The sequence below is a fragment of the Actinacidiphila sp. bgisy167 genome (assembly GCF_057707665.1).
Map to the genome: position 1 here is coordinate 1 of NZ_JBYIQP010000064.1, position 18819 is coordinate 18819.

The window sequence follows — 18819 nt, forward strand, 5'->3', positions numbered from 1 at the left end:
AGCGCAGCCTGGTGCGCAACCACGACAGGGCCGCCTCCCCCTGCGCCCGCTGGAAGCCGCGCAGTGTCGGCAACCCCGGGGGCGCGGGGCGCCGAGCGTGCGTCAGGAACATCCCGGCGAGGGCGGCCAGCGCCGCGTCCACCGCGGCCGGATCCGCGTCGCGCGCCACAGGGTGGACGGCGAAGATCCGCTCCGGCTCGGGGCCGCCCTGCATCAAGACGCTGGGCAGCATGCACAGCAGGTCGAACCACGGCGTGGAGGTGCACGCCCACGGCCAGTCCACGAACACGACCCCGCCGTCGCCGGTGAGCAGGACGTTGTCGGCGCGAAGATCGCCATGAGCCAGTGTGTCGCCGGCCAGCGCCTCGGCCCAGCCCGACTCCAGGGCGGCGAGCTCGCCCAGATGCGCCGCCGCCCAGGGATCGAGGCCGTGCAGGTCGTCCGTTCCGGCGTCCCGGTCGGCGGCCAGCCGCGCCCATCCGCCGAAGCTCTCCGCAAGACGCTCGACGGCGGACGGCACCTGCAACGGGCTCGGGGTCAGTCGGGCGGTGAGGGCGGTCATCGCGTCCAGGACCCGGCGCAGCTCTCCCGGGTCCCAGGGCTGCGCCGGGGTGCGGCCTGGCACGTCCTCGAAGGCCAGCACGACCCAGCCGTCCTGCTCGAAGGAGTGCAGAAGGCGCGGTGCCGGGATGTCCTCGGGCAGTCCGGCCGCGATCCGTGCCTCGGCCCGGTGGATGTGCGGGGTATCCGGGTTCTGAGCCGGGCTGACCGCCTTCACGAAGGCTCGGCGGCCGTCGGCGAGGGTGAGGCGGGCCGCCACGCCCGGGGAGAAGCCGCCCGTCTGGTTCTCGGCCCGGGCCACGGGCGCGCCCAACCGGGCCTCCACGGCGACGGCCAGATCGCGGGGCAGGGCCGCCCAGGGCAGGCGGGTGCGGGGCGTCAGTGTCATTCCCCGAGCATTGCGGGCTTCGCCCGCGGGGGCCAAGGGGTTTTGTCGTGTGCGGTGCGTCGCTTTGTGCGGGTGCGGGTGCGGGTGCGGGTGCGGGTGCGGGTGCGGTGCGTGGTGCGGGTGAGTTGTGGCTGCGGTTGGGGTTTCTCCCCCGCCCACCTCCAGGCGCCCCGGACGATGGGTGCGGGGTGCGCACAACCTGCAAGGCGGCCACTGAACGCGCCGGGCGCCGGGCGGGAGGGCGGGGGAGACACCTCGACCGCCACCACGCACGACCCGCGCACGGCAACGGTGCCGCACACGCGAAGCGTTGACAGTGCCCCGGGGGCCTCCCTACGCTCCCGTTCACGTGATTGAAACGTATCAATACCGCGCATGCGAATTGAAACGTTTAAACTCCCCGTTCCGAGAGGTGTTCATGAAACGCCGCCCGCCAACACTCCCCCGCCGCCTCACCCTTCTCGCCCTCTCCCTGGGCCTGACGCTCACCGCCGCCGCCACCCCTCAGGCCTACGCCGACCACGGGCCGGCGGCCCGCAACCACGCCCCCGGCGCCCCCACTGGGCTGACGGTGGACGACCGCACCGAGCCGCTCGCCCTCGACGGCGCGCCGCGCTTCGGCTGGCTGCCCCGCGACACCGACTCCGACGAGGTCCAGACCGCCTACCAGGTCGTCGTCCGCGTCCCCGGTGGCCGCACCGTCTGGGACAGCGGCAAGGTCAGCGGTTCCGAGCAGTCCTGGGTGCCGTACGCCGGGCCCGCGCTGGCCCCCGGCACGGTGTACCAGTGGAAGGTGCGGACCTGGGACCGGGCCGGTGCGGCCTCCCCCTTCTCGGCCGGCGCGTCCTTCGGCACGGGCCTGACCGACCAGGACTGGTCCGGCGCCCAGTGGATCCGCCGTCCCGCCACCGGGAACGACGCGAGCAACGAGTGGACGGCCGCCCGCAAGGTCGTCCGGGTGTCCGCCGGCAGCCCCGTGGTCGGCGCCCGGGTGTACGTCGCGGCCTCCGGCGACTGGCAGGTCGACGTCAACGGCGAGACCGTGCAGCGCAGTTCCTCTTACGAGTACGCCGGCGAGGGCTTCTACGACGTCGCCGCGCTGGGGGGCGTCAAGGCCGGACGGGATCTGGCCGTCGGTGTGATCACGCACTACTGGTCCTGCAAGTGCCAGGGCCGGGCCAACGGCCCGGTCGCCCCCGAGGGCCCCTCCGGGCTGCTGGTCAAGGTGGTGGTCGAGCACGCCGACGGCACCCGTGACGTGGCGGTCTCCGACGGCACCTGGAAGGTCCACCGCTACGAGGCCCAGCGGGTCGACACCCTGACCTACCGCAACAGCGACGCCGGCGACCGCGTGGAGTACTACGACGCCACCGCCGAGCAGACCGGCTGGGACACCCCCGGCTACGACGACTCCGACTGGGCCGCCGCCACCGTCATCGGCGCCCACCCTCGGCCGAACCCGGAGAACTGCGCGTCCTACGAGGGAAGTGCTTCCCCCTGCGCCTTCACCCACCTGTCGGCGCTGCAGGCCCACCTCACACAGCAGACCGTCCACCCGGTCTCGCTGCTGCACCTGCCCGACGGCACCGTCCTCGCCGACTTCGGGAAGGTGTACGCGGCGGTGCCCTCGGTGCGGCTGCGCTCCGGCACCGCCGGCCGGCAGCTGACGCTCACCACCAGCTACCGGCGCAGCAACTCCACGCTGACCGCCGCCGTGCGGGCCGGGGACGCCGCCGTGACGCTGGCGAACGCGGCGAACGTCCACACCGGCGACGAGATCGTGGTGGACGCGCCCGCCGCGGGGTACGGGGCCGGGCACCCCGAGTCCCGCACCGCGACCGCCGTGGACGGCGCGAAGGTGACCCTGGACCGCCCCTTGGAGAAGGACCACGCCGCCGCGAGCTGGGTGGAGAACTCCCGGGCCGGAACGGCCGGTCTGGACACCCAGGGCAGCAACATGCGCTTCTACTACACCGAGAAGGACGGTCCGCAGACCGCCCGGGCCTTCACCTACTGGGGCTGGCGCTACCTGCAGATCAGCGACCCGGGCGAGAAGCTGACCACGCGGGACGTCGCCGCCGTCGTGCAGAACACCGACGCGGCCCACCCCGCCACGTTCAGCAGCAGCGACGACACCCTGGACCGGGTCTTCTCCTTGATGCAGCGTTCGGCGCTGCAGTCCGCGCAGAACGTCTTCCTGGACACCCCGACCCGTGAGAAGGGCCAGTTCCTCGGCGACACCGTCGACGAGTCCTTCGCGACGATGGCCGCGTCGGGCGAGCGCGGGCTGACCCGCCAGGCCATCGTGTCCTTCATGAACTCGCAGGCGCGCTACTGGTCCAACGGCGCCATGAACTCCGTCTACCCCAATGGCGACGCGAAGCGGGACATCCCCGACTACACCGAGATGTTCCCCGAGTGGGTGCTGCGCTACTACCGCACGACGGGCGACCGGGAACTGCTCGCGCAGGCCATGCCCGTGATGCGCAACATCGCCGACTACATCTCCTCGGCGGTGGACGACCGCGGTCTGGTCGCCGATCTGCCCGGCGGCAGCGGCGCGTACCTGCACGGCATCATCGACTGGCCGTCCCCGATGCGGTACGGCTATGTCACCGACGGCAACGTGAACCGCACCGTCGTGAACGCCCTCGGCGTCGGCGCGATGCGGTCGGTCGCCGAGGCGGCCGGGGCGCTCGGCGACCACGCCACCCAGGAGGTCTACGGCGACCGCGCGGACCGGCTGGCGGCGGCGATGCGCGAGCACCTGCGCGACGGCGGCACCGGGCTGTGGTCGGACGGGCTCGCCACCGGCGGTGCCCTGATCGAGCACCGCAGCGAGCACGCGCAGAGCTTCCCCGTCGCCTACGGAGTCGCGAAGCCCTCCGAGTACGCGGCGCTGGGAGCTGAGATGTCCCGGCAGGGGATGCGCCAGGGGCCGATGACGCTGCGGACCCTGCTGGGGGCGCTGCGGGTCGTGGACCGGCCGGACACGCTGGTGCAGATCCTCACCGATCCCTCCTCCGACGGGCCCGCGCAGGTCCTGGCCGAGGGCGGCACCTTCCTGTGGGAGCAGTGGACGCCGGGCTGCGCGAGCAGCGACTGCGCGCCCGGTGAGGTCTCGCAGAGCAGCAGCGAGAGCATGTCGCACGGCTGGGGCGGCGCGGGTGTCGTCGGGGTACTGGAGGGCGTCCTCGGCCTCACGGTGACGAGCCCCGGCGCGGCGACGGTGCGGATCGCCCCGGCGGACGCCGGCGTGAGCCACGCCTCGGGCACCCAGTGGACCGAGCGCGGCACCGTCGGCGTCGACTGGCGGCGCGGGCCGCACGGTGTGGACACGACGGTCGACGTGCCGGTCAACGTGACGGCGACGGTCGCACTGCCCGTGGTGGCGGGCGGCCGCTACACCGCGTCCGGCAGCGACGCCGCGTACCTGGGTGTCCAGGACGGCCGCGCGGTCTACCGGGTCGGTTCGGGCCGCACCCACTTCACGGCCCGCGGCTGATCCCCCTTCCCTCCCCGGCGCACGCGACGGCCTCGAGCCCGCGTGCGCCGGGGGGATCCATCTCCGGGGCCTGCGCCTTACCGCCCGCGCCGGCCGGGTGCGGCGGGGGCCGGTGGGGCGAGGGCGGCGGCGAGCACGGCCGGCGCCTCGGCGAGGGACGGGCCGTACCAGGTCAGGTGGCGGCCGCTGACAAGGGCCGCGGGTATGTCCGGGAACGCCTCGGGACCGTCGTCCGCCGTGAACGGGTACGGCTCGTCCGGGAGCACCACGAGGTCCGCCCCGCTGCCGGTGAGCTCGTCGACCGGCACCCGCGGATACCGCTCCTCGTGGTCCCCGTAGACGTTCTCGACGCCCAGCCGGGCCAGCAGGTCACCGGCGAACGTGTCCCGGCCGAGCACCATCCAGGGCCGGCGCCAGACGGGGACGACGGCCTTGCGGGGACGGCCGGCGGGGTGCGGCGACGCGGACGCCCAGGCCTGCTCCGCGGCGTCGAGCCAGGACGGGCGCGGCAGCCCGCAGGCCTCCACCAGCACGCGGTGCAGTTCCCGGAATGCCTGCGGAAGGCTGCGCACCTCGGTGACCAGAACCGTCAGGCCGGCGGCGCGCAGGGCCGCCAGATCGGGCGCGCGGTTCTCCTCCTCGTTGGCGATCACCAGATCGGGGGCGAGCCCGACGATCTGCGCGATGTCCGGGTTCTTGGTGCCCCGCACCCGCGTGACGCGCAGGTCGGCCGGCTGGCTGCACCAGTCGGTCGCTCCCACGAGCACGGCGGGCGACGTGGACGCCACCGCCTCGGTGAGCGAGGGGACGAGGGAGACCACACGCCGTGCGGGGCCGAGGTCGCGAGGGGTCATGTCTCCACCGTATCCACCCCCGCCGCAAGGGGTGGGCCGGACGGCGCGCTCCCTCGGGTGGGGAGGCGCCGGGCGCCGCGCCGCCCGGCGCCTCGCGCCTGTCAGCCGACCGGGGCGAGCCGGTCCACCAGGCCGGGACGGGCGTCGAGCCAGCGGCGGACGCCGTCCTGCTCATGGCCCTGGCCCGCCTTGTGCACGGCTCCCTCCAGCCCGGTCAGTTCCGCCTCGCTCAGCTTGAAGTCCTTCAGCCACGCCGCGACCCGCGGCTCGTCGCCGGCGAAGCCGTCGCGGGCGAGGGTGTGGACGCCGTCGCCCTTGCCCCAGGCCCCGAGCGGGTCCTCGAGCTTCTTCAGGCTGTGCTCGCTGTAGGTCCAGTGCGGGGACCACAGGGTGACGACGACGGGTTCCTTCGCCTTGATGGAGCGGTCGAGCTGCGCGAGCATACTCGCCGTCGAGCCGGTGGTGACCTTGTACTCGCCCTTCAGCCCGTACGCGTCCAGGACGGTCTCGTCGAGCATCCTCATCATCCCGGCGCCGGGCTCGATGCCGATGATCCGGCCGCCGAACTGCTTGCCCTTGCCCTTGAGGTCGGCGAGCGAGTCGACGTCCTTGACGTAGGACGGCACGGTCAGTTCGAGCGAGGTGGGTCCGTACCAGGAGCCGTAGTCGTCCAGCTCGTTCTTGTACTTCTCCCAGTACGACCGGTGTGTGACGGGCAGCCACGAGTCGGTCTCGAAGTCGACCCGCCCCGCGGACATGCCGGTGTAGAGCGCGCCGACGTCGTACTGGGTGACCTTCGGCGCGTAGCCGCGCCGCTCGAGCAGTTCCTTCCACAGGTAGGTGGAGGCGATGCCCTCGTCCCAGGGGATGTAGCCGATGTCGACCCGGCGGCCCTTGCCGACGTTGTCGGCCTGCGGGACGGCGCTCTTCTCGTCGGCGGCGCCGAAGACGTTCACCCCGCCCGCGACCAGCGCGAGGGCGACGATGCCGACGACGGCGACGGAGGTCTGCGGCCGGTACGTCCACAGCCGCCGACCGCGCGGGGAGGCCGCGGCCGCGGCGCGCCGGCCCAGCGGGGAGACGCGCGTGCCGAGGGCTCCGGTGACACGGTCGAGGTACATGGCGAGGATGACCACCGACAGGCCGGCCTCGAAGCCGAGGCCGATGTCGACCTGGCTGATGGCGGTGAAGACGGAGGCGCCCAGGCCGCCGCCGCCGACCATGCCGGACATGACCACCATGGAGAGCGCCAACATGATCACCTGGTTGACGCCCGCCATGACCGTGGGCAGCGCCAGCGGCAGTTGCACCCGCAGCAGGGTGCTGCGGGGGGTGGTGCCGAAGGCCTCCGCAGCCTCGACGAGTTCCGCGTCGACCTGCCGGATGCCGAGTTCGGTCATGCGCACGCCCGGCGGCAGGGAGAAGACGATGGTGGCGATGATGCCGGGGACCTGGCCGACACCGAAGAAGAAGATGCCGGGGATCAGGTAGACGAACGCCGGCATGGTCTGCATGAAGTCCAGCACCGGGCGCAGGGCGGCGGAGACCCTGCGGTCGCGCGCCGCCCAGATGCCGAGCGGCACGGCGAGCACGATGGTGATCACGGTGGCGACGAGCACCAGGGACAGGGTGTCCATGGCCGCCTCCCACTGCCGCACGGAGACGACGAGGGCCAGGCCCGCGAAGGCCAGCACACCCGCGGTCAGACCGCGCAGCCACAGGGCGAGGACGGCGAGGATGCCGGCGAGCAGCAGCGGGGCGGGGGCCTGGAGGACGGCGTCCAGGCCGTCGTACAGGCCGGAGACGACGGCTCTGATCACGTCGAAGAGCGGACCGAAGTGGTCGCGCAGATAGGTGACGGCGCTGTCGGTCCAGTCGCCGAGGGGCAGCCTAGGCACGCGCCGCCTCCTTCACGGCGGCGGGGGCCGGGTCCGCGGAACAGGGTGTGCGCGGGCCGTCGGGGGCGCCGAGCGCGGCCAGCAGCCGGTCCTTGGTGATCACGCCGACCACGCCGCCCGCCTCGCCGCGGACGGCCACGGGATGCGCGGTGCGCGCGCTGAGCGGCAGGACGTCCGCGAGGGCGGTGCCCAAAGTGACGGTCTCGCAGTGGCAGTCGCCGGCGCCGGCGCGCGGCGGCGGCTCCATGACGGTGCCCGCGGTCAGCACGCGGGAGCGGTCGACGTCGTGCACAAAGGAGCTGACGTAGTCGTCGGCGGGGCGCAGCAGGATGTCCTCGGGGGTGCCGATCTGCACGATGCGCCCGTCGCGCATGACGGCTACGCGGTCGCCGAGGCGCATGGCCTCGTTGAGGTCGTGGGTGATGAAGACGATGGTCTTGCGCAGGCTGCCCTGGAGTTCGAGCAGCTGGTCCTGCATGTCGCGTCGGATCAGCGGGTCCAGGGCGCTGAAGGACTCGTCCATGAGGAGCACACCGGCGTCCGTGGCGAGTGCGCGGGCCAGGCCCACACGCTGCTGCATCCCGCCGGAGAGCTCGTCGGGCCGGGAGTCGCCCCAGCCGGACAGGCCGGTGAGTCCCAGGGCCCGCGCGGCCCTCTCCTCGCGTTCCCCGCGGCCGACGCCCTGCACCTCCAGGCCGTACGCGGCGTTCTGCAGCACACTGCGGTGCGGGAAGAGCGCGAAGTGCTGGAAGACCATGCTGATGCCGTGCGAGCGCACACGGCGCAGTTCGCCGGGGCTGAGTGCGGTGAGGTCGCGGCCGTCGAAGAGCACCCGCCCCGCGGTCGGGGGAGTGAGCCCGTTGAGCGTGCGCAGCAGGGTGGACTTGCCCGATCCGGACAGGCCCATGACGACGAAGATCTCGCCCTCGCGGACGTCGAAGCTCGCGTCGATCACCGCCGCGGTCGTACCGCTCTCACGCAGCTCGTCGCGCCCGGCTCCGGCCTTGAGACGGCGCACGCCGTCCTCGGGGTCGGCGCCGAACACCTTGTACAGATGCTCTGCCTGCAGCCTGTACACATACACCTCACGTGTCGAAGGAAGCCCGACCGGCTGCCCCCGCACGCAGGTCGCGGAGCGCTCCTGTCCCGCTCCGGGACGGCGGGTGCCCCGGCCCGGGCGGAGCAAACCCCTCCGTGAGACAGGTCACGGTGTCGCAGGGGTGCGGCATCATCGGCATGTGACTCGACGCCTGATGCTCCTCGACACCGCCAGCCTCTACTTCCGCGCGTACTTCGGCGTGCCCGACTCGGTGCGCGCGCCGGACGGCTCACCGGTCAACGCCGTGCGCGGGCTGCTGGACTTCATCGCCCGGCTGGTCGCCGACCGCTCCCCCGACGACCTGGTGGCCTGCATGGACGCGGACTGGCGCCCGCAGTGGCGGGTGGATCTGATCCCCTCGTACAAGGCGCACCGCGTCGCGGAGGAGGTGCCCGGCGGTTCGGACGTCGAGGAGGTCCCGGACACCCTGTCGCCGCAGGTCCCGGTGATCGAGGCCGTGCTGGACGCGCTGGGCATCGCCCGGGTGGGCGTCGCGGGCTACGAGGCGGACGACGTGATCGGCACCCTGGCGGGCCGGGCGGCGGGCCCGGTGGACATCGTCACGGGCGACCGCGACCTGTTCCAACTGGTGGACGACGCCCGCGGGGTGCGGGTGCTGTACCCGGTCAAGGGCGTGGGGGCGCTCGACGCGGTGGACGAGGCCTGGCTGCGCGCCAAGTACGGTGTGGACGGCCCCGGATACGCGGACCTGGCCCTGCTGCGCGGCGACCCGAGCGACGGCCTGCCGGGCGTGCCCGGCATCGGCGAGAAGACGGCCGCCAAGCTGCTGGACGCGTACGGCGACCTGGCCGGGATCATGGCCGCCGCCCTCGACCCGGCCTCCAAGGTGACCCCGGCGCAGCGCAAGCGGCTGCGGGAGGCCGGGGAGTACCTGGCGGTCGCGCCCAAGGTGGTCCGGGTCGCCTGCGACGTGCCGCTGCCGGACTTCTCCCCGCGGTTGCCGCACGAGCCGCGCAGCCCCGAGGAACTGGCCGCGCTGGCCGAGCGCTGGGGGCTGGGCGGCTCGCTGCAGCGGCTGCTCAGCGCGCTGGGGCCGGAACGGGCCGGGTGACGGCGAGCACGTCGCGGTCGGGCTGGAGGGTGAGGCCGACGGTCGGGTGGACCTCCTCGTCGCCGGTGTCCAGGTGGAAGCGGCTGCCGAGGGTGGCCAGCACGATCACCGCCTCGACCATCGCGAAGCGCGCCCCCAGACAGGCCCGGGTGCCCCCGCCGAAGGGGAACCAGGTGTGGTCGGTGATCGCGTCGGGCGCCCCTTCCAGCCAGCGCTCGGGGCGGAAGGCGTCCGGCTCCGGCCACCAGCGCGGATCGTGGTGGGTGGCCCAGGGGCTGATCCAGACCTGGGTGCCGGCCGCGACGGGCTCCCCGCCCAGGGTGGCGCCCTCCTCGGCGACGGCCAGATTGAGCCAGACCGTGGGCCGCACGCGCAGCGTCTCCTTCACGACGGCCTCGGTCCAGCGCAGCTGCGCGTAGTCGTCGAAGCCGGGGGTGCGTCCGCCGAGCACCCGCTCCAGCTCCTCGGTGAGCGCCGCCCGCGCCTCGGGGTTGCGGGACAGCAGGTACCAGGCCCAGGTCAGGGTGGTTGCGGTGGTCTCGTGGCCGGCGTTGTAGAGGGTGACGGTCTCGTCCCTGATCTCCCTGTCGGTGAGCGGTACCCCGTTGTCGTCGACCGCGGCCAGCAACCGGCTGAGCAGGTCGTCGCGTTCCCCGCCGCCCGCCCGGCGGGCGGCGACGATCCGGGCGACCTCCGCGTCGAGGGTGTCGACGGCGGCCTTGAAGCGGATCCTCCCCGGGGTGCGGACCCAGTCGGGCAGCATCGCGCCGAGGCCGCGGAACTCCGCGCCCATCTGCTGCTGGGCGACGTCCATGCAGCGGCCGATGACCTCCTCGCGGACGGCGGCGTCGGTACCGAACACGGTCCGCACGGCGATGCGCTGGGTGAGGCCGGTCATCTCGCGGCGGACGTTCACGCGTTCGCCGCCGCTCCAGCCGTCGGCCAGCTCCCGCGCGCAGTCGGCCATGGTCCGCGCGTACGCGCGGACCTGCCGGGGCCGCACCGAGGGCTGGACGAGAGACCGCTTGCGGCGCCAGTCGGCGCCCTTGGCCACCACGACGCCCTCGCCCATCAGATAGCGGAAGGACCAGCCGAGGTCGGGCAGGGAGAAGGTGGACTCCCGGGCCGAGAGCAGTTCCCCGATGAGTGCGGGATCATTGAGGAAGCGGGCGGGGGTGCGGCCCATAGCCCAGGTGACCTGTCCCGTGCCGCACTCGCGGAGCGCGGTGAAGAAGGCGAGCGGGTCCTTGGCGAACTGCGGGAGGTTTCCCAGCAGCGGCACCCCTCGGGGTCCTGTGGTGATCGCTGTGGTGGTGTCGGAAACCATGTGCGCCGGCCTCCCCGGAAAGCGTCCCGTCGTGTCGGTCCCATCCAAGGCGGGGAACGGCGGACCGGAACCGGCGTTCGAAGATCCGTGATCTTTCCGAGACCGGGCTGCACAGCGAGCGGCGCATGGGTTAGGCTTACCTAACTTCAAGCGAGGAGTGTGCTCATGGCAGACCGTCCGGTGCGCAGGAATCCGCGACTCAACCGCGCGCGGGTGCGGCACGTGGAACGGCTGACCCCGCACATGATCCGCGTCGTGCTCGGCGGTGACACCCTCGCCGGCTTCCCCGTGGGCGAGCACAGCGACCACTACATCAAGCTGCTCTTCCCGGCCGAAGGCGTGCGTTACCCCGAGCCCTTCGACATCCAGCGGATCCGCGCCGAGTTCCCCCGCGACCAGTGGCCGCGCGTCCGTACGTACACGGTGCGCCGCTGGGACGCCGAGGCCCGCGAGCTGACGGTCGACTTCGTGTACCACGGCGAGGAGGGCCTGGCGGGACCGTGGGCCGCGCGCGTCCAGCCCGGCGAGGAGGTGCTCTTCCTCGGCCCCGGCGGCGCCTACATGCCCGACGCCGCCGCCGACTGGCATCTGCTCGTGGGCGACGAGAGCGCGCTGCCGGCGATCGCCGCCTCGCTGGAACGGCTGCCCGGGGGCGCTCCCGCCCGGGTGTTCGTCGAGGTCTCGGGTCCGCAGGAGGAGCAGGAGCTGCCCACCCCCGGCGACGCCGAGGTCGTCTGGGTGCACCGCGGCTCCGGCCGGGTCGGCGACGCCTTGGTCCGGCTCGTGACCGGGCTGGACTTCCCGCCCGGCGACGTACAGGCCTTCGTCCACGGCGAGGCGGGCTTCGTCAAGCGGCTCCGCCACCTGCTGCGGGTCGAGCTGGGCGTGCCCCGCGAACGGTTGTCGATCTCGGGCTACTGGCGCGCCGGTCACGACGAGGACGGCTGGCAGGCCTCCAAGCGGGAGTGGAACCGCCGCATCGAGGAGGAGCAGGAGGCGCCGCGGCGGGCGCTCGCCTCCTGACGACGTCCCCGCGTCGACTGCGACACCTTCGGGCACTGACCGGCCGGAATGTCCGCGGGCGGGGGGCCCCCTCCGCCCGCCGCCCCGCTGACTGGCCGCGGCCGGAAGTGCCGGACGAGGCGCCGGCCGACCCGGCCGCGCGGCCGCCGCCGACGTCACGACGCCGCCGACGCCACGACGCGGGCGACCGCCCGGCGAGGCCGGCCACCGGCAGGGGACGGCGGCGGGCGCTGCCAGACTGCCTGCATGGCCGCCACCGCACCCGAGCCGTCCCCCCTCCCCGGACTCGCGCCGGACGAGCATCCGGCGCCGGAGCGTCCGCGCGTCCTGTGCGCCGACTGCCACCGGCCCCTCACCGCGCACGACGCCCGGCTGTGGGGCCGAGGCCGCGGTTGCCGGCGCAAGCACGGCCTCGGCGCGGCACCGCGGATCGGCCGCTTCGACGTCGAACAGGACCGGCTGCCGGGGACGTGAGGCCGCGTGGGCCCGAGGCGAACTCCGCGGCCCCGTGAGTGCGGGTCAGCGCACGCGTCGTTGCGCAGCCGCCCGGCTCACCTCAGGTGCCGGCTGAAGAACCGGATCGCCGCGTCCCCCGCGAACGGCGGGACACCGGTGTGCCCGCCCATGCTGGCGTGCAAGGTCTTCTCCTCGGAGCCGAGGGCGTCGAACAGGTCGAGGGCCGCCTGCCGGTCGTTCCCTTCGTCGTCCCACTGCAGCAGGACATGCACAGGGACGGTGACCTGGCGGGCCTCCGCGAAGAGGGCGCGCGGCACGAGACTCCCGGCGAACAGACCGGCGGCCGCGATGCGCGGCTCGACCACCGCCAGCCGGATGCCGATGGAGATCACTCCTCCCGAGTAGCCGACCGGACCGCCGATCTCGGGCAGTTCCAGGAGGGCGTCCAGGGCGGCCCGCCATTCCGGGACCGCCCGCTCGACGAGCGGGAGGACGAGGGCGTCGATGATCTCGTCACCGACCGGCTCGCCGGCCGCCATCACCCGGCGCAGGTCGGCGCGGGCTTGCTCGGCGGCGGGCCACCGGGGCCGGTCGCCGCTTCCCGGGAGCTCGATGGTCGCCGTGGCGAAGCCCTCCGCCGCGGCGTGCCGGGCCCGGTCCACCAGCCGCGGGTGCATCGTGCGCAGCCCGAGGGGAGGGTGGCCGAGCAGGATCAGCGGCGCCGGCGCGGACGCGGAAGCGGTTTCCGGCGTCCACAGGATGCCCGGGATCTCCCCCAGGGTGAATGCGCGTTCGAGGATGCCGTCGTCGAGGCGTTGCTCAGAAGTGACGTGCATGGTCGTGCCTTTCGGGAGTGCGCGTGAGCGGCGCTCCCGGACGACCTGTCATCGTCCGACCGTGACCCCGGAGGGGAGCACCCATGTCGATACGTTCACGGGTACCACCTCCTCGATCTCTCGCACGGCCTCCGGAAAGGTAGCAGCGACCGGCTCGCCCGCCCAACTCGTTTTCGGCGGAGCCCCCGTGCCCGGCGGCCGCGCGAAGCCGTTCGGCCGACAGTGCAGGCGACAGTCAACCGCTGGTCGGGCGCGTCCGCGGCAGGCCCGATGCGTCGCCACCCCGGGGAGCGCATAAGGTGCAGCCGCAAAGTCCGCGTACGGGTTCGTGGGCGCCGTGGTCCCGGCCCTCGCCGCGTACGCCGCCGTCACCATCGCCGAGGGGCAACCGCGCCGCCCCGGTCGTCATGCCCTCCCCGTCCATCCCGCTGCTTGTGCCCGCCGGCCTCCCACTCGAAGCCCGCCAGGCATGGCGGAGGGCGCGACCGGGTGCACCGCACCTACCGCCGGCGTGGACCAGCAGCCCTGGAATCGCTTCGGCAATGCCCCGTACCCCCGTACGGCAGCGGTCGATGAATTCCTTCGCGGTCACTCCGTCGGCCGCGAGGGTGGCGCGGGTCAGCGTGCGGGCCGAATAGCCGAGGCTGCGGGCGTAGTCCTCGACCCGGCGAGTTCGCGCGAAGTCGCGGTCCACGGCGGCCCTGAACTGTCGGTAGGGCTCACCGCGGCCTGCGACCTGGCTCCCGGGGGACTGAATGTGCGCGATGCGCAGAATCAGCGCGGCGAGCAACTGGCGCAGGATCAGCACGTGGGCTTCAAGCGGTGCGTTTCCGCGGTCGCGCCACTCCCCCTCCAGATGCGCTGCCGCGGTTCTGAGTGCGACGCGGTCCTCGCCGACCGGCGTGAGGAGGGGGCACAGGTCGGGTTCGTCCAGGCGGGACAGTGTGACCGTGGGCAGGTCGAGGAAGTCCCTCTCGAAGAGGATCAGGGCTCCTTCCGCCAGTTCGACGTCCCCCCACTGTTGGATCTGACCCGGACGCACCCACAGCCACGAGCCCTGGTCAAACCCAGGTGAGCACACCGCCGCGATGCTGCTGTCGCCATTGCTGCGACGGGGTAGCAAGGCGGCGCGCTCCGAGGGTGGCGGGGCTTCGCACACAGGGCCGCCGGACGACCGGTAGGGTCCTACGCTCCTGCCCCGGACCGGTCACCGTCACTTGAGGATCTCCAGGAGCCGGTCCGCCAGGACCGCGGAGGAGTGGGGGTTCTGTCCGGTCACGAGGTTGCGGTCCTCGACCATGTAGGGCTCCCAGATCGGCCCTCGGCTGAATTCGACACCGACCTCCTCCTTGAGCGCCGTCTCCAGCAGCCACGTCGCCCGAGGGGCCAGTCCGACGGCTTCCTCCTCCTCGTTCGTGAAGCCGGTGACCCGGTAGCCCTTGAAGGGCGATTGGCCGTGGATGCGGGTGGCAAGCAACGACGCGGGCGCGTGACACACGATGAAGAGCGGTTTACCCGAGGCGAGTTGCGCCGTGAGCAGGCGGCCGACGTCGGCGTCGTACGCGAGGTCCGACATCGGGCCGTGGCCGCCCGGCAGGTAGACCGCGTCGTAGTCCTCGAGGCGGACATGCGCGAGCGCCAGCGGCCGCCGCATCACCTCCGCGGAACGGATGATCGACTCGAGTTCCAGGGCGCCCTCCTCGCCTCCCGCCATGGAGGGGCGCAGGCTCATCATGTCGACGTTCGGGACGACACCGCCAGGCGTCGCCACGACGACCTCGTGGCCGGCCTCCGTGACCTTCTTGTACGGCACCGCGAATTCCTCGGCCCAGTATCCCGTGGCGTACCTGGTGCCGTCCTTGAGTACCCAGTACGTCGCTCCGCTGACGATGAAGAGCACTTTCGCCATCGGGCACACCTCCTGGTCTCTCCGAGCGCTTCACAACCAAAGCGTAGATACGTGGAGAAACATCTGCATATGGGAGTCATCGGCGGTCAGGCAGCGGCCGCCCGCGACCGGACGCAGAAGGCGCGCGGCTCGTCCTCTGTCACCGCGCATGTCGCCTTCAGGAGCGTATTCGCCGGGCGTAGGCGCGGGCCGCGCGCGCCCGGTCCCCGCAACGTGTCGAGCACCACTGACGGCGCCCGTGCCACAGGAGGTACCGGTTGCAGGGAGCCGAACCGCATGCGGTGAGCCGCTCGGCGTCCGGACCGGTCAGCAGGTCGGCCGCGTCCGCGGCCAGGCCGGCCAGGGCGTGGTCGACCACCTTCGCGTCGGGAGGATCCGCCGCACGGTGCAGTCCGCGGGCGGGATCCCAGTGCAGCAGGGCGGCGGCCGGCGCTCCCCTGAGCGCCTCGTTGATGACGTCGAGCGCCCTGTCGGGGGCGGGCCGGTCGAGGACGTGCGAGGCGACGAGGTCCCGGATGTGTGTGCGCAGGACACGGAACCGTTCCGCGTCATCCTCCCGCAGGACGGCCTCCGCTGACGCGAGGCTGTGCGCGAAGAGCCACCGCGCGACCTCGGTCGGCGTGTCGAGGAGATCCACCGACCGACCGCCGGGCAGTGTCACGACACTGTTCACCAGGTCGAGCGCCGGATACCGCTCCGCTCCCGGCGCGGGCCGCACGTCACATCGGTCATTCACGCTCTCCTCCATGCACATCATGGTACGGCTTGCCTCCATCCGTGATAGCCCCCTACATTTATCACGGATGACAACCCCTTCAATCGTGAGGTTTTCCATGGTGCAGCAGGTCCCGATCACCGTGTTCGGAGGCCCAACCGCCCTCGTCGAGTACGGAGGGATGCGGTTCCTGACCGACCCGACCTTCGACGGCCCCGGCGACTACACACTGCCCGGCGGCCTGGTGCTGACCAAGACCGCGCCTTCCCCGATCACGCCGGACGAGCTGGGTGCCGTCGACGTCGTTCTGCTCTCCCATGACCAGCACGCCGACAACCTGGACACCTCCGGCCGGGCCTTCCTCGCCGGAGCGCCGCTCACCCTCACCACCACCGACGGTGCCGAGCGTCTCGGCGGGTCCGCCCGGGGCCTTGCCGTGTGGGAGTCCGCCGAGCTCTCCCGCCCGGACGGCGGCTCGGTCACGGTGACGGCCGTTCCCGCCCTGCACGGGCCCGAGGGCGCCGAGGCGATCGCAGGTACGGTGATCGGATTCGTCCTCAGCGCCCCCGATCAGCCCACCGTCTACATCAGCGGTGACAACGCCTCACTGGAGCTGGTACGCAAAATCGCCGGGCGTTTCGGCCCAGTCGACACGGCCGTCCTGTTCGCCGGAGCGCCCCGCCTCTCCGTCTTCGACGGTGCGCTGCTCGTGCTGGACGGAACGCAGGCGGCGGAGGCCGCACGGATCCTCGGTGCACGGCGGGTCGTGCCCGCGCACTGCGACAGTTGGGCCCACTTCACCGAGGACCGCCAGGACGTCGTCACGGCCTTCGAGGCCGCAGGCATCGCCGACCGGCTCCAGTTGGGCTGACCCCGGCGCGCACCGGCGTCGCGACGTACCGCGCGCCTGCCCGACGCACGGCCCGGCGGCCTCCACCGTTCACGGCGGCGGGAGAACCTCCGGACCAGCAGCTTCCCGTCCCTACGAGCATCACCACCGAACCGGAGCGGTGGAACCCGGCGCCCACCCGGTGCGACAGCCAGGCCACCCGCCTGCCCGAACACGGACACCGCGCGAATCAGCCGCCGACTCGCACCGACGGCTGATCACGAAAGGTCGAGGCCAGATGGCGCCCGCTGGGGGACGCCCGCTACGCGAACACCGCGTTGACCAGCGTCTGCTTCACCTTCTCGAAGGTCCCGGCCATGGTGGGCAGGTCCATTTCGACGTCCCCGGAGGTCACCGAGCCGGTCAGGGTCTTGGTGCCGTCGGGCGTGCTGTACATCAGCGCACCCCAGCCCCAGAACCCTCCGTTGTGGTGGAGGACCGTGCCGCCGCCCTCCAGCTCCTCCACGAACACCCCGAGGCCGTAACCCATCGTGTCGTCCGGGACGCGCATCTCGGCCAGCAGCTGGGACGAGATGAGCCTGCCGCCGTTCAGCGCGGAGAAGAACGTGTGCAGGTCCCGGGTGGTCGAGATCATGTCGCCAGCGGCGGATACCCAGGAAGGGTTGAAGCGGGTGGTGTCGACCACCTTCCACTGGCCAGCGTCACCGTAGCCGAAGTAGCCGTGGGCGTGCGGCTCGGGGATCTCCTCCTGGGTCTCCGGCAGCACGGTGCCGGTCAGCCCGAGCGGGCCCAGGATCAGCCGGTGCATCTCCTCGGGCAGCGGGCGGCCGGTGACCTCCTCGATCAGCAGCCTGGCAAGTACGTAGTTGGTGTTGGAGTAGCTCCAGGCCGTCCCCGGCTCGAACCGCGCCGGCTTCGCCAGCGCTCCCCGCACCAACTCCTCCGGCCGGTACGTCACGAACTGGTGGTCCGCCCACTCCTTGCCGAAGCCGGCGACCACGCCGGGCTCGACCGTCCCGTCGGCGGAGAACTCACCGGTGCAGTTGAACAGCCCGCTGGTGTGCTGCAGCACCATCCGTACCGTGATCCGCCGGTCGAGACCGAGCTCGGGCAGATGGTCGGCCACCAGGTCCTCAAGGCCGAGCCTGCCCTCGGCCACCAGCCGCAGGACGACGGTCGCGACGAAGGTCTTGGTGACACTGCCGACCCGGAAGTGCCCGTCGGTCGGCGGCTTCGCGGTCGTGCCCAGCTCGCTGACGCCGGCACTTCCGATCCACTCGCCGAGCTCGTCGTTCACGCGCAGCTGCACCCCGGCGAAACCGGCGTCGATGATCTCCTGCATGGCCTTCCGCACATCGGGGCGGTCCTGCGCGACGGCCGCGTTCTGCTCACTCATGGTTTCCTCATCTCGTGTCAGCGGGTGTGAGATGAGGTTGGACCCTGCCCCAAGGTCAAGGTCAAGGCGACGGAGGAACGTTACTCTCGCCTCATGGCAGAGGGGCTCACGATCGGTCAGGCGGCGGCTTTCGTCGGGATCACCGTCAAGACGGTGCGGCATTACCACCGGCTCGGCCTGGTCGCCGAACCTGAACGGGACCATTCCGGCTACCGGCGCTACGGGTCGGCCGACCTGCTGCGGCTTGTCCAGGTCAGGGCCCTGGCCGGGGCGGGCGTGCCACTGGCTGAGATCGGCGAGCTGCTCGACGCCGACCCCGAGCGGTTCGCCACCGCTCTGGACGACGTCCGCCGCCGGCTCACCGAACAGATCGAGGAGCTGACCGCCCGCCGCAACACCCTGCACCGGCTCGCCCACGGCGACCGCGCCCTGCTGCCCGACCGGGCCTGCGCGGTCCTGGAGCGACTCGCCGAGCTGGACTTCAACCCCGACTACGTCACCACCCAGCGGGAGGCCCTGGTGCTGTCGCGGGCGCTGGCTCCCGAGTTCTTCAACCTCTTCCTGGCCAATCTCGAACACCGGCTCGCTGACCCCGCGTTCATCGAACTGACCAAGCGCGGCTGGGAGGCGCGGTCCTGGGATCCCGACGACCCGCGGATCGAGGAGCTGGCCTCCGCCTTGGCCGCCAACCTGCTGGCCGGCCGCGCGCTGCTGACGATGCCGACCGCGCGACGGCACCGGCCCGACGCGGTCTCTCGGTACGGAGTGGTCAACCACCACCGTGAGGACGAGGCGCCGTCCATCGCGCGGTTGAACAAGCTGGTCGAGGGGCACCTGCGCGCAGCGGGCATCGAGGTCCCGCGTCAGTGACGGCCTGCCCTGAGGAGGTTGGCCAAGTCCTCGCCTCGAACTGGTCCCCCTCCTTGGGAA

The 18819-nt window shown here is 72.5% G+C and carries 16 protein-coding genes; 6 read left to right on the forward strand and 10 right to left on the reverse strand.

The features are described 5' to 3' along the window. A partial coding sequence (locus AC3ET4_RS22275; protein WP_431952111.1) for an aminoglycoside phosphotransferase family protein occupies window positions 1-949 on the reverse strand: 949 nt, incomplete at its 3' end. A 418-nt stretch (window positions 950-1367) separates the two neighbouring features. On the opposite strand from AC3ET4_RS22275, the gene AC3ET4_RS22280 reads away from it, so the two are divergent. Further along, window positions 1368-4454 (forward strand): alpha-L-rhamnosidase-related protein, encoded by a 3087-nt coding sequence (locus AC3ET4_RS22280; protein ID WP_431952113.1) that lies wholly within the window; start codon window positions 1368-1370, stop codon window positions 4452-4454. Between the two features lie 77 nt (window positions 4455-4531). Here AC3ET4_RS22280 and AC3ET4_RS22285 read toward each other — a convergent pair whose 3' ends face one another. The 3 genes from AC3ET4_RS22285 to AC3ET4_RS22295 form a co-directional block, all read right to left on the reverse strand. Continuing rightward, window positions 4532-5308: a helical backbone metal receptor gene (locus AC3ET4_RS22285; protein WP_431952115.1), complete on the reverse strand. Its 777-nt coding sequence runs from the start codon at window positions 5306-5308 to the stop codon at window positions 4532-4534. 101 nt (window positions 5309-5409) lie between these two features. Then, a complete protein-coding gene (locus tag AC3ET4_RS22290; RefSeq protein ID WP_431952117.1) occupies window positions 5410-7206 on the reverse strand; it encodes an ABC transporter permease/substrate binding protein in 1797 nt (598 codons plus the stop codon). Beyond that, window positions 7199-8284, reverse strand: a complete 1086-nt coding sequence (locus AC3ET4_RS22295) for a quaternary amine ABC transporter ATP-binding protein (RefSeq protein ID WP_431952119.1) — start codon at window positions 8282-8284, stop codon at window positions 7199-7201. Before AC3ET4_RS22295 ends, AC3ET4_RS22290 begins: the two co-directional genes overlap by 8 nt. Before the next feature lie 175 nt (window positions 8285-8459). Between AC3ET4_RS22295 and AC3ET4_RS22300 the strand changes: the two genes are divergently transcribed. Then, complete coding sequence (locus AC3ET4_RS22300; RefSeq protein ID WP_431952183.1) at window positions 8460-9377, forward strand: 5'-3' exonuclease; 918 nt, start codon at window positions 8460-8462, stop codon at window positions 9375-9377. On the opposite strand, the gene AC3ET4_RS22305 is transcribed toward AC3ET4_RS22300, so the two are convergent. Further along, entirely contained in the window at window positions 9346-10704 is a 1359-nt protein-coding gene (locus AC3ET4_RS22305; RefSeq protein ID WP_431952121.1) for a cytochrome P450, read from the reverse strand. The two genes, AC3ET4_RS22300 and AC3ET4_RS22305, sit on opposite strands and share 32 nt — an antisense overlap. Before the next feature lie 165 nt (window positions 10705-10869). Between AC3ET4_RS22305 and AC3ET4_RS22310 the strand changes: the two genes are divergently transcribed. Continuing rightward, window positions 10870-11727 carry a siderophore-interacting protein gene (locus AC3ET4_RS22310; protein WP_431952123.1) on the forward strand — a complete coding sequence of 286 codons (858 nt, stop codon included), beginning with the start codon at window positions 10870-10872 and terminating at the stop codon, window positions 11725-11727. Between the two features lie 246 nt (window positions 11728-11973). Then, the gene (locus AC3ET4_RS22315; RefSeq protein WP_431952125.1) at window positions 11974-12201 is read left to right on the forward strand and encodes a DUF6011 domain-containing protein; all 228 of its coding nucleotides are present in this window, start codon (window positions 11974-11976) and stop codon (window positions 12199-12201) included. Between the two features lie 77 nt (window positions 12202-12278). Here the strand turns inward: AC3ET4_RS22315 and AC3ET4_RS22320 are convergent, their stop codons facing one another. The 4 genes from AC3ET4_RS22320 to AC3ET4_RS22335 form a co-directional block, all read right to left on the reverse strand. After that, entirely contained in the window at window positions 12279-13019 is a 741-nt protein-coding gene (locus AC3ET4_RS22320; protein WP_431952127.1) for a dienelactone hydrolase family protein, read from the reverse strand. Window positions 13020-13254: 235 nt separating this feature from the next. Beyond that, window positions 13255-14142, reverse strand: coding sequence for a helix-turn-helix domain-containing protein (locus tag AC3ET4_RS22325; RefSeq protein WP_431952129.1), 888 nt, complete (start codon window positions 14140-14142; stop codon window positions 13255-13257). Window positions 14143-14232: 90 nt separating this feature from the next. Next, window positions 14233-14928: a type 1 glutamine amidotransferase domain-containing protein gene (locus AC3ET4_RS22330; RefSeq protein WP_431952131.1), complete on the reverse strand. Its 696-nt coding sequence runs from the start codon at window positions 14926-14928 to the stop codon at window positions 14233-14235. 157 nt (window positions 14929-15085) lie between these two features. Then, window positions 15086-15676: a CGNR zinc finger domain-containing protein gene (locus tag AC3ET4_RS22335; RefSeq protein WP_431952133.1), complete on the reverse strand. Its 591-nt coding sequence runs from the start codon at window positions 15674-15676 to the stop codon at window positions 15086-15088. 85 nt (window positions 15677-15761) lie between these two features. On the opposite strand from AC3ET4_RS22335, the gene AC3ET4_RS22340 reads away from it, so the two are divergent. Continuing rightward, window positions 15762-16514: an MBL fold metallo-hydrolase gene (locus AC3ET4_RS22340; RefSeq protein WP_431952135.1), complete on the forward strand. Its 753-nt coding sequence runs from the start codon at window positions 15762-15764 to the stop codon at window positions 16512-16514. A gap of 280 nt (window positions 16515-16794) precedes the next feature. Here the strand turns inward: AC3ET4_RS22340 and AC3ET4_RS22345 are convergent, their stop codons facing one another. Then, window positions 16795-17889, reverse strand: a complete 1095-nt coding sequence (locus tag AC3ET4_RS22345) for a serine hydrolase domain-containing protein (RefSeq protein WP_431952137.1) — start codon at window positions 17887-17889, stop codon at window positions 16795-16797. 93 nt (window positions 17890-17982) lie between these two features. Here AC3ET4_RS22345 and AC3ET4_RS22350 point away from each other — a divergent pair, with 93 nt between their 5' ends. Next, window positions 17983-18759 (forward strand): MerR family transcriptional regulator, encoded by a 777-nt coding sequence (locus tag AC3ET4_RS22350; RefSeq protein ID WP_431952139.1) that lies wholly within the window; start codon window positions 17983-17985, stop codon window positions 18757-18759. The last annotated feature ends 60 nt before the right edge of the window (window positions 18760-18819 follow it).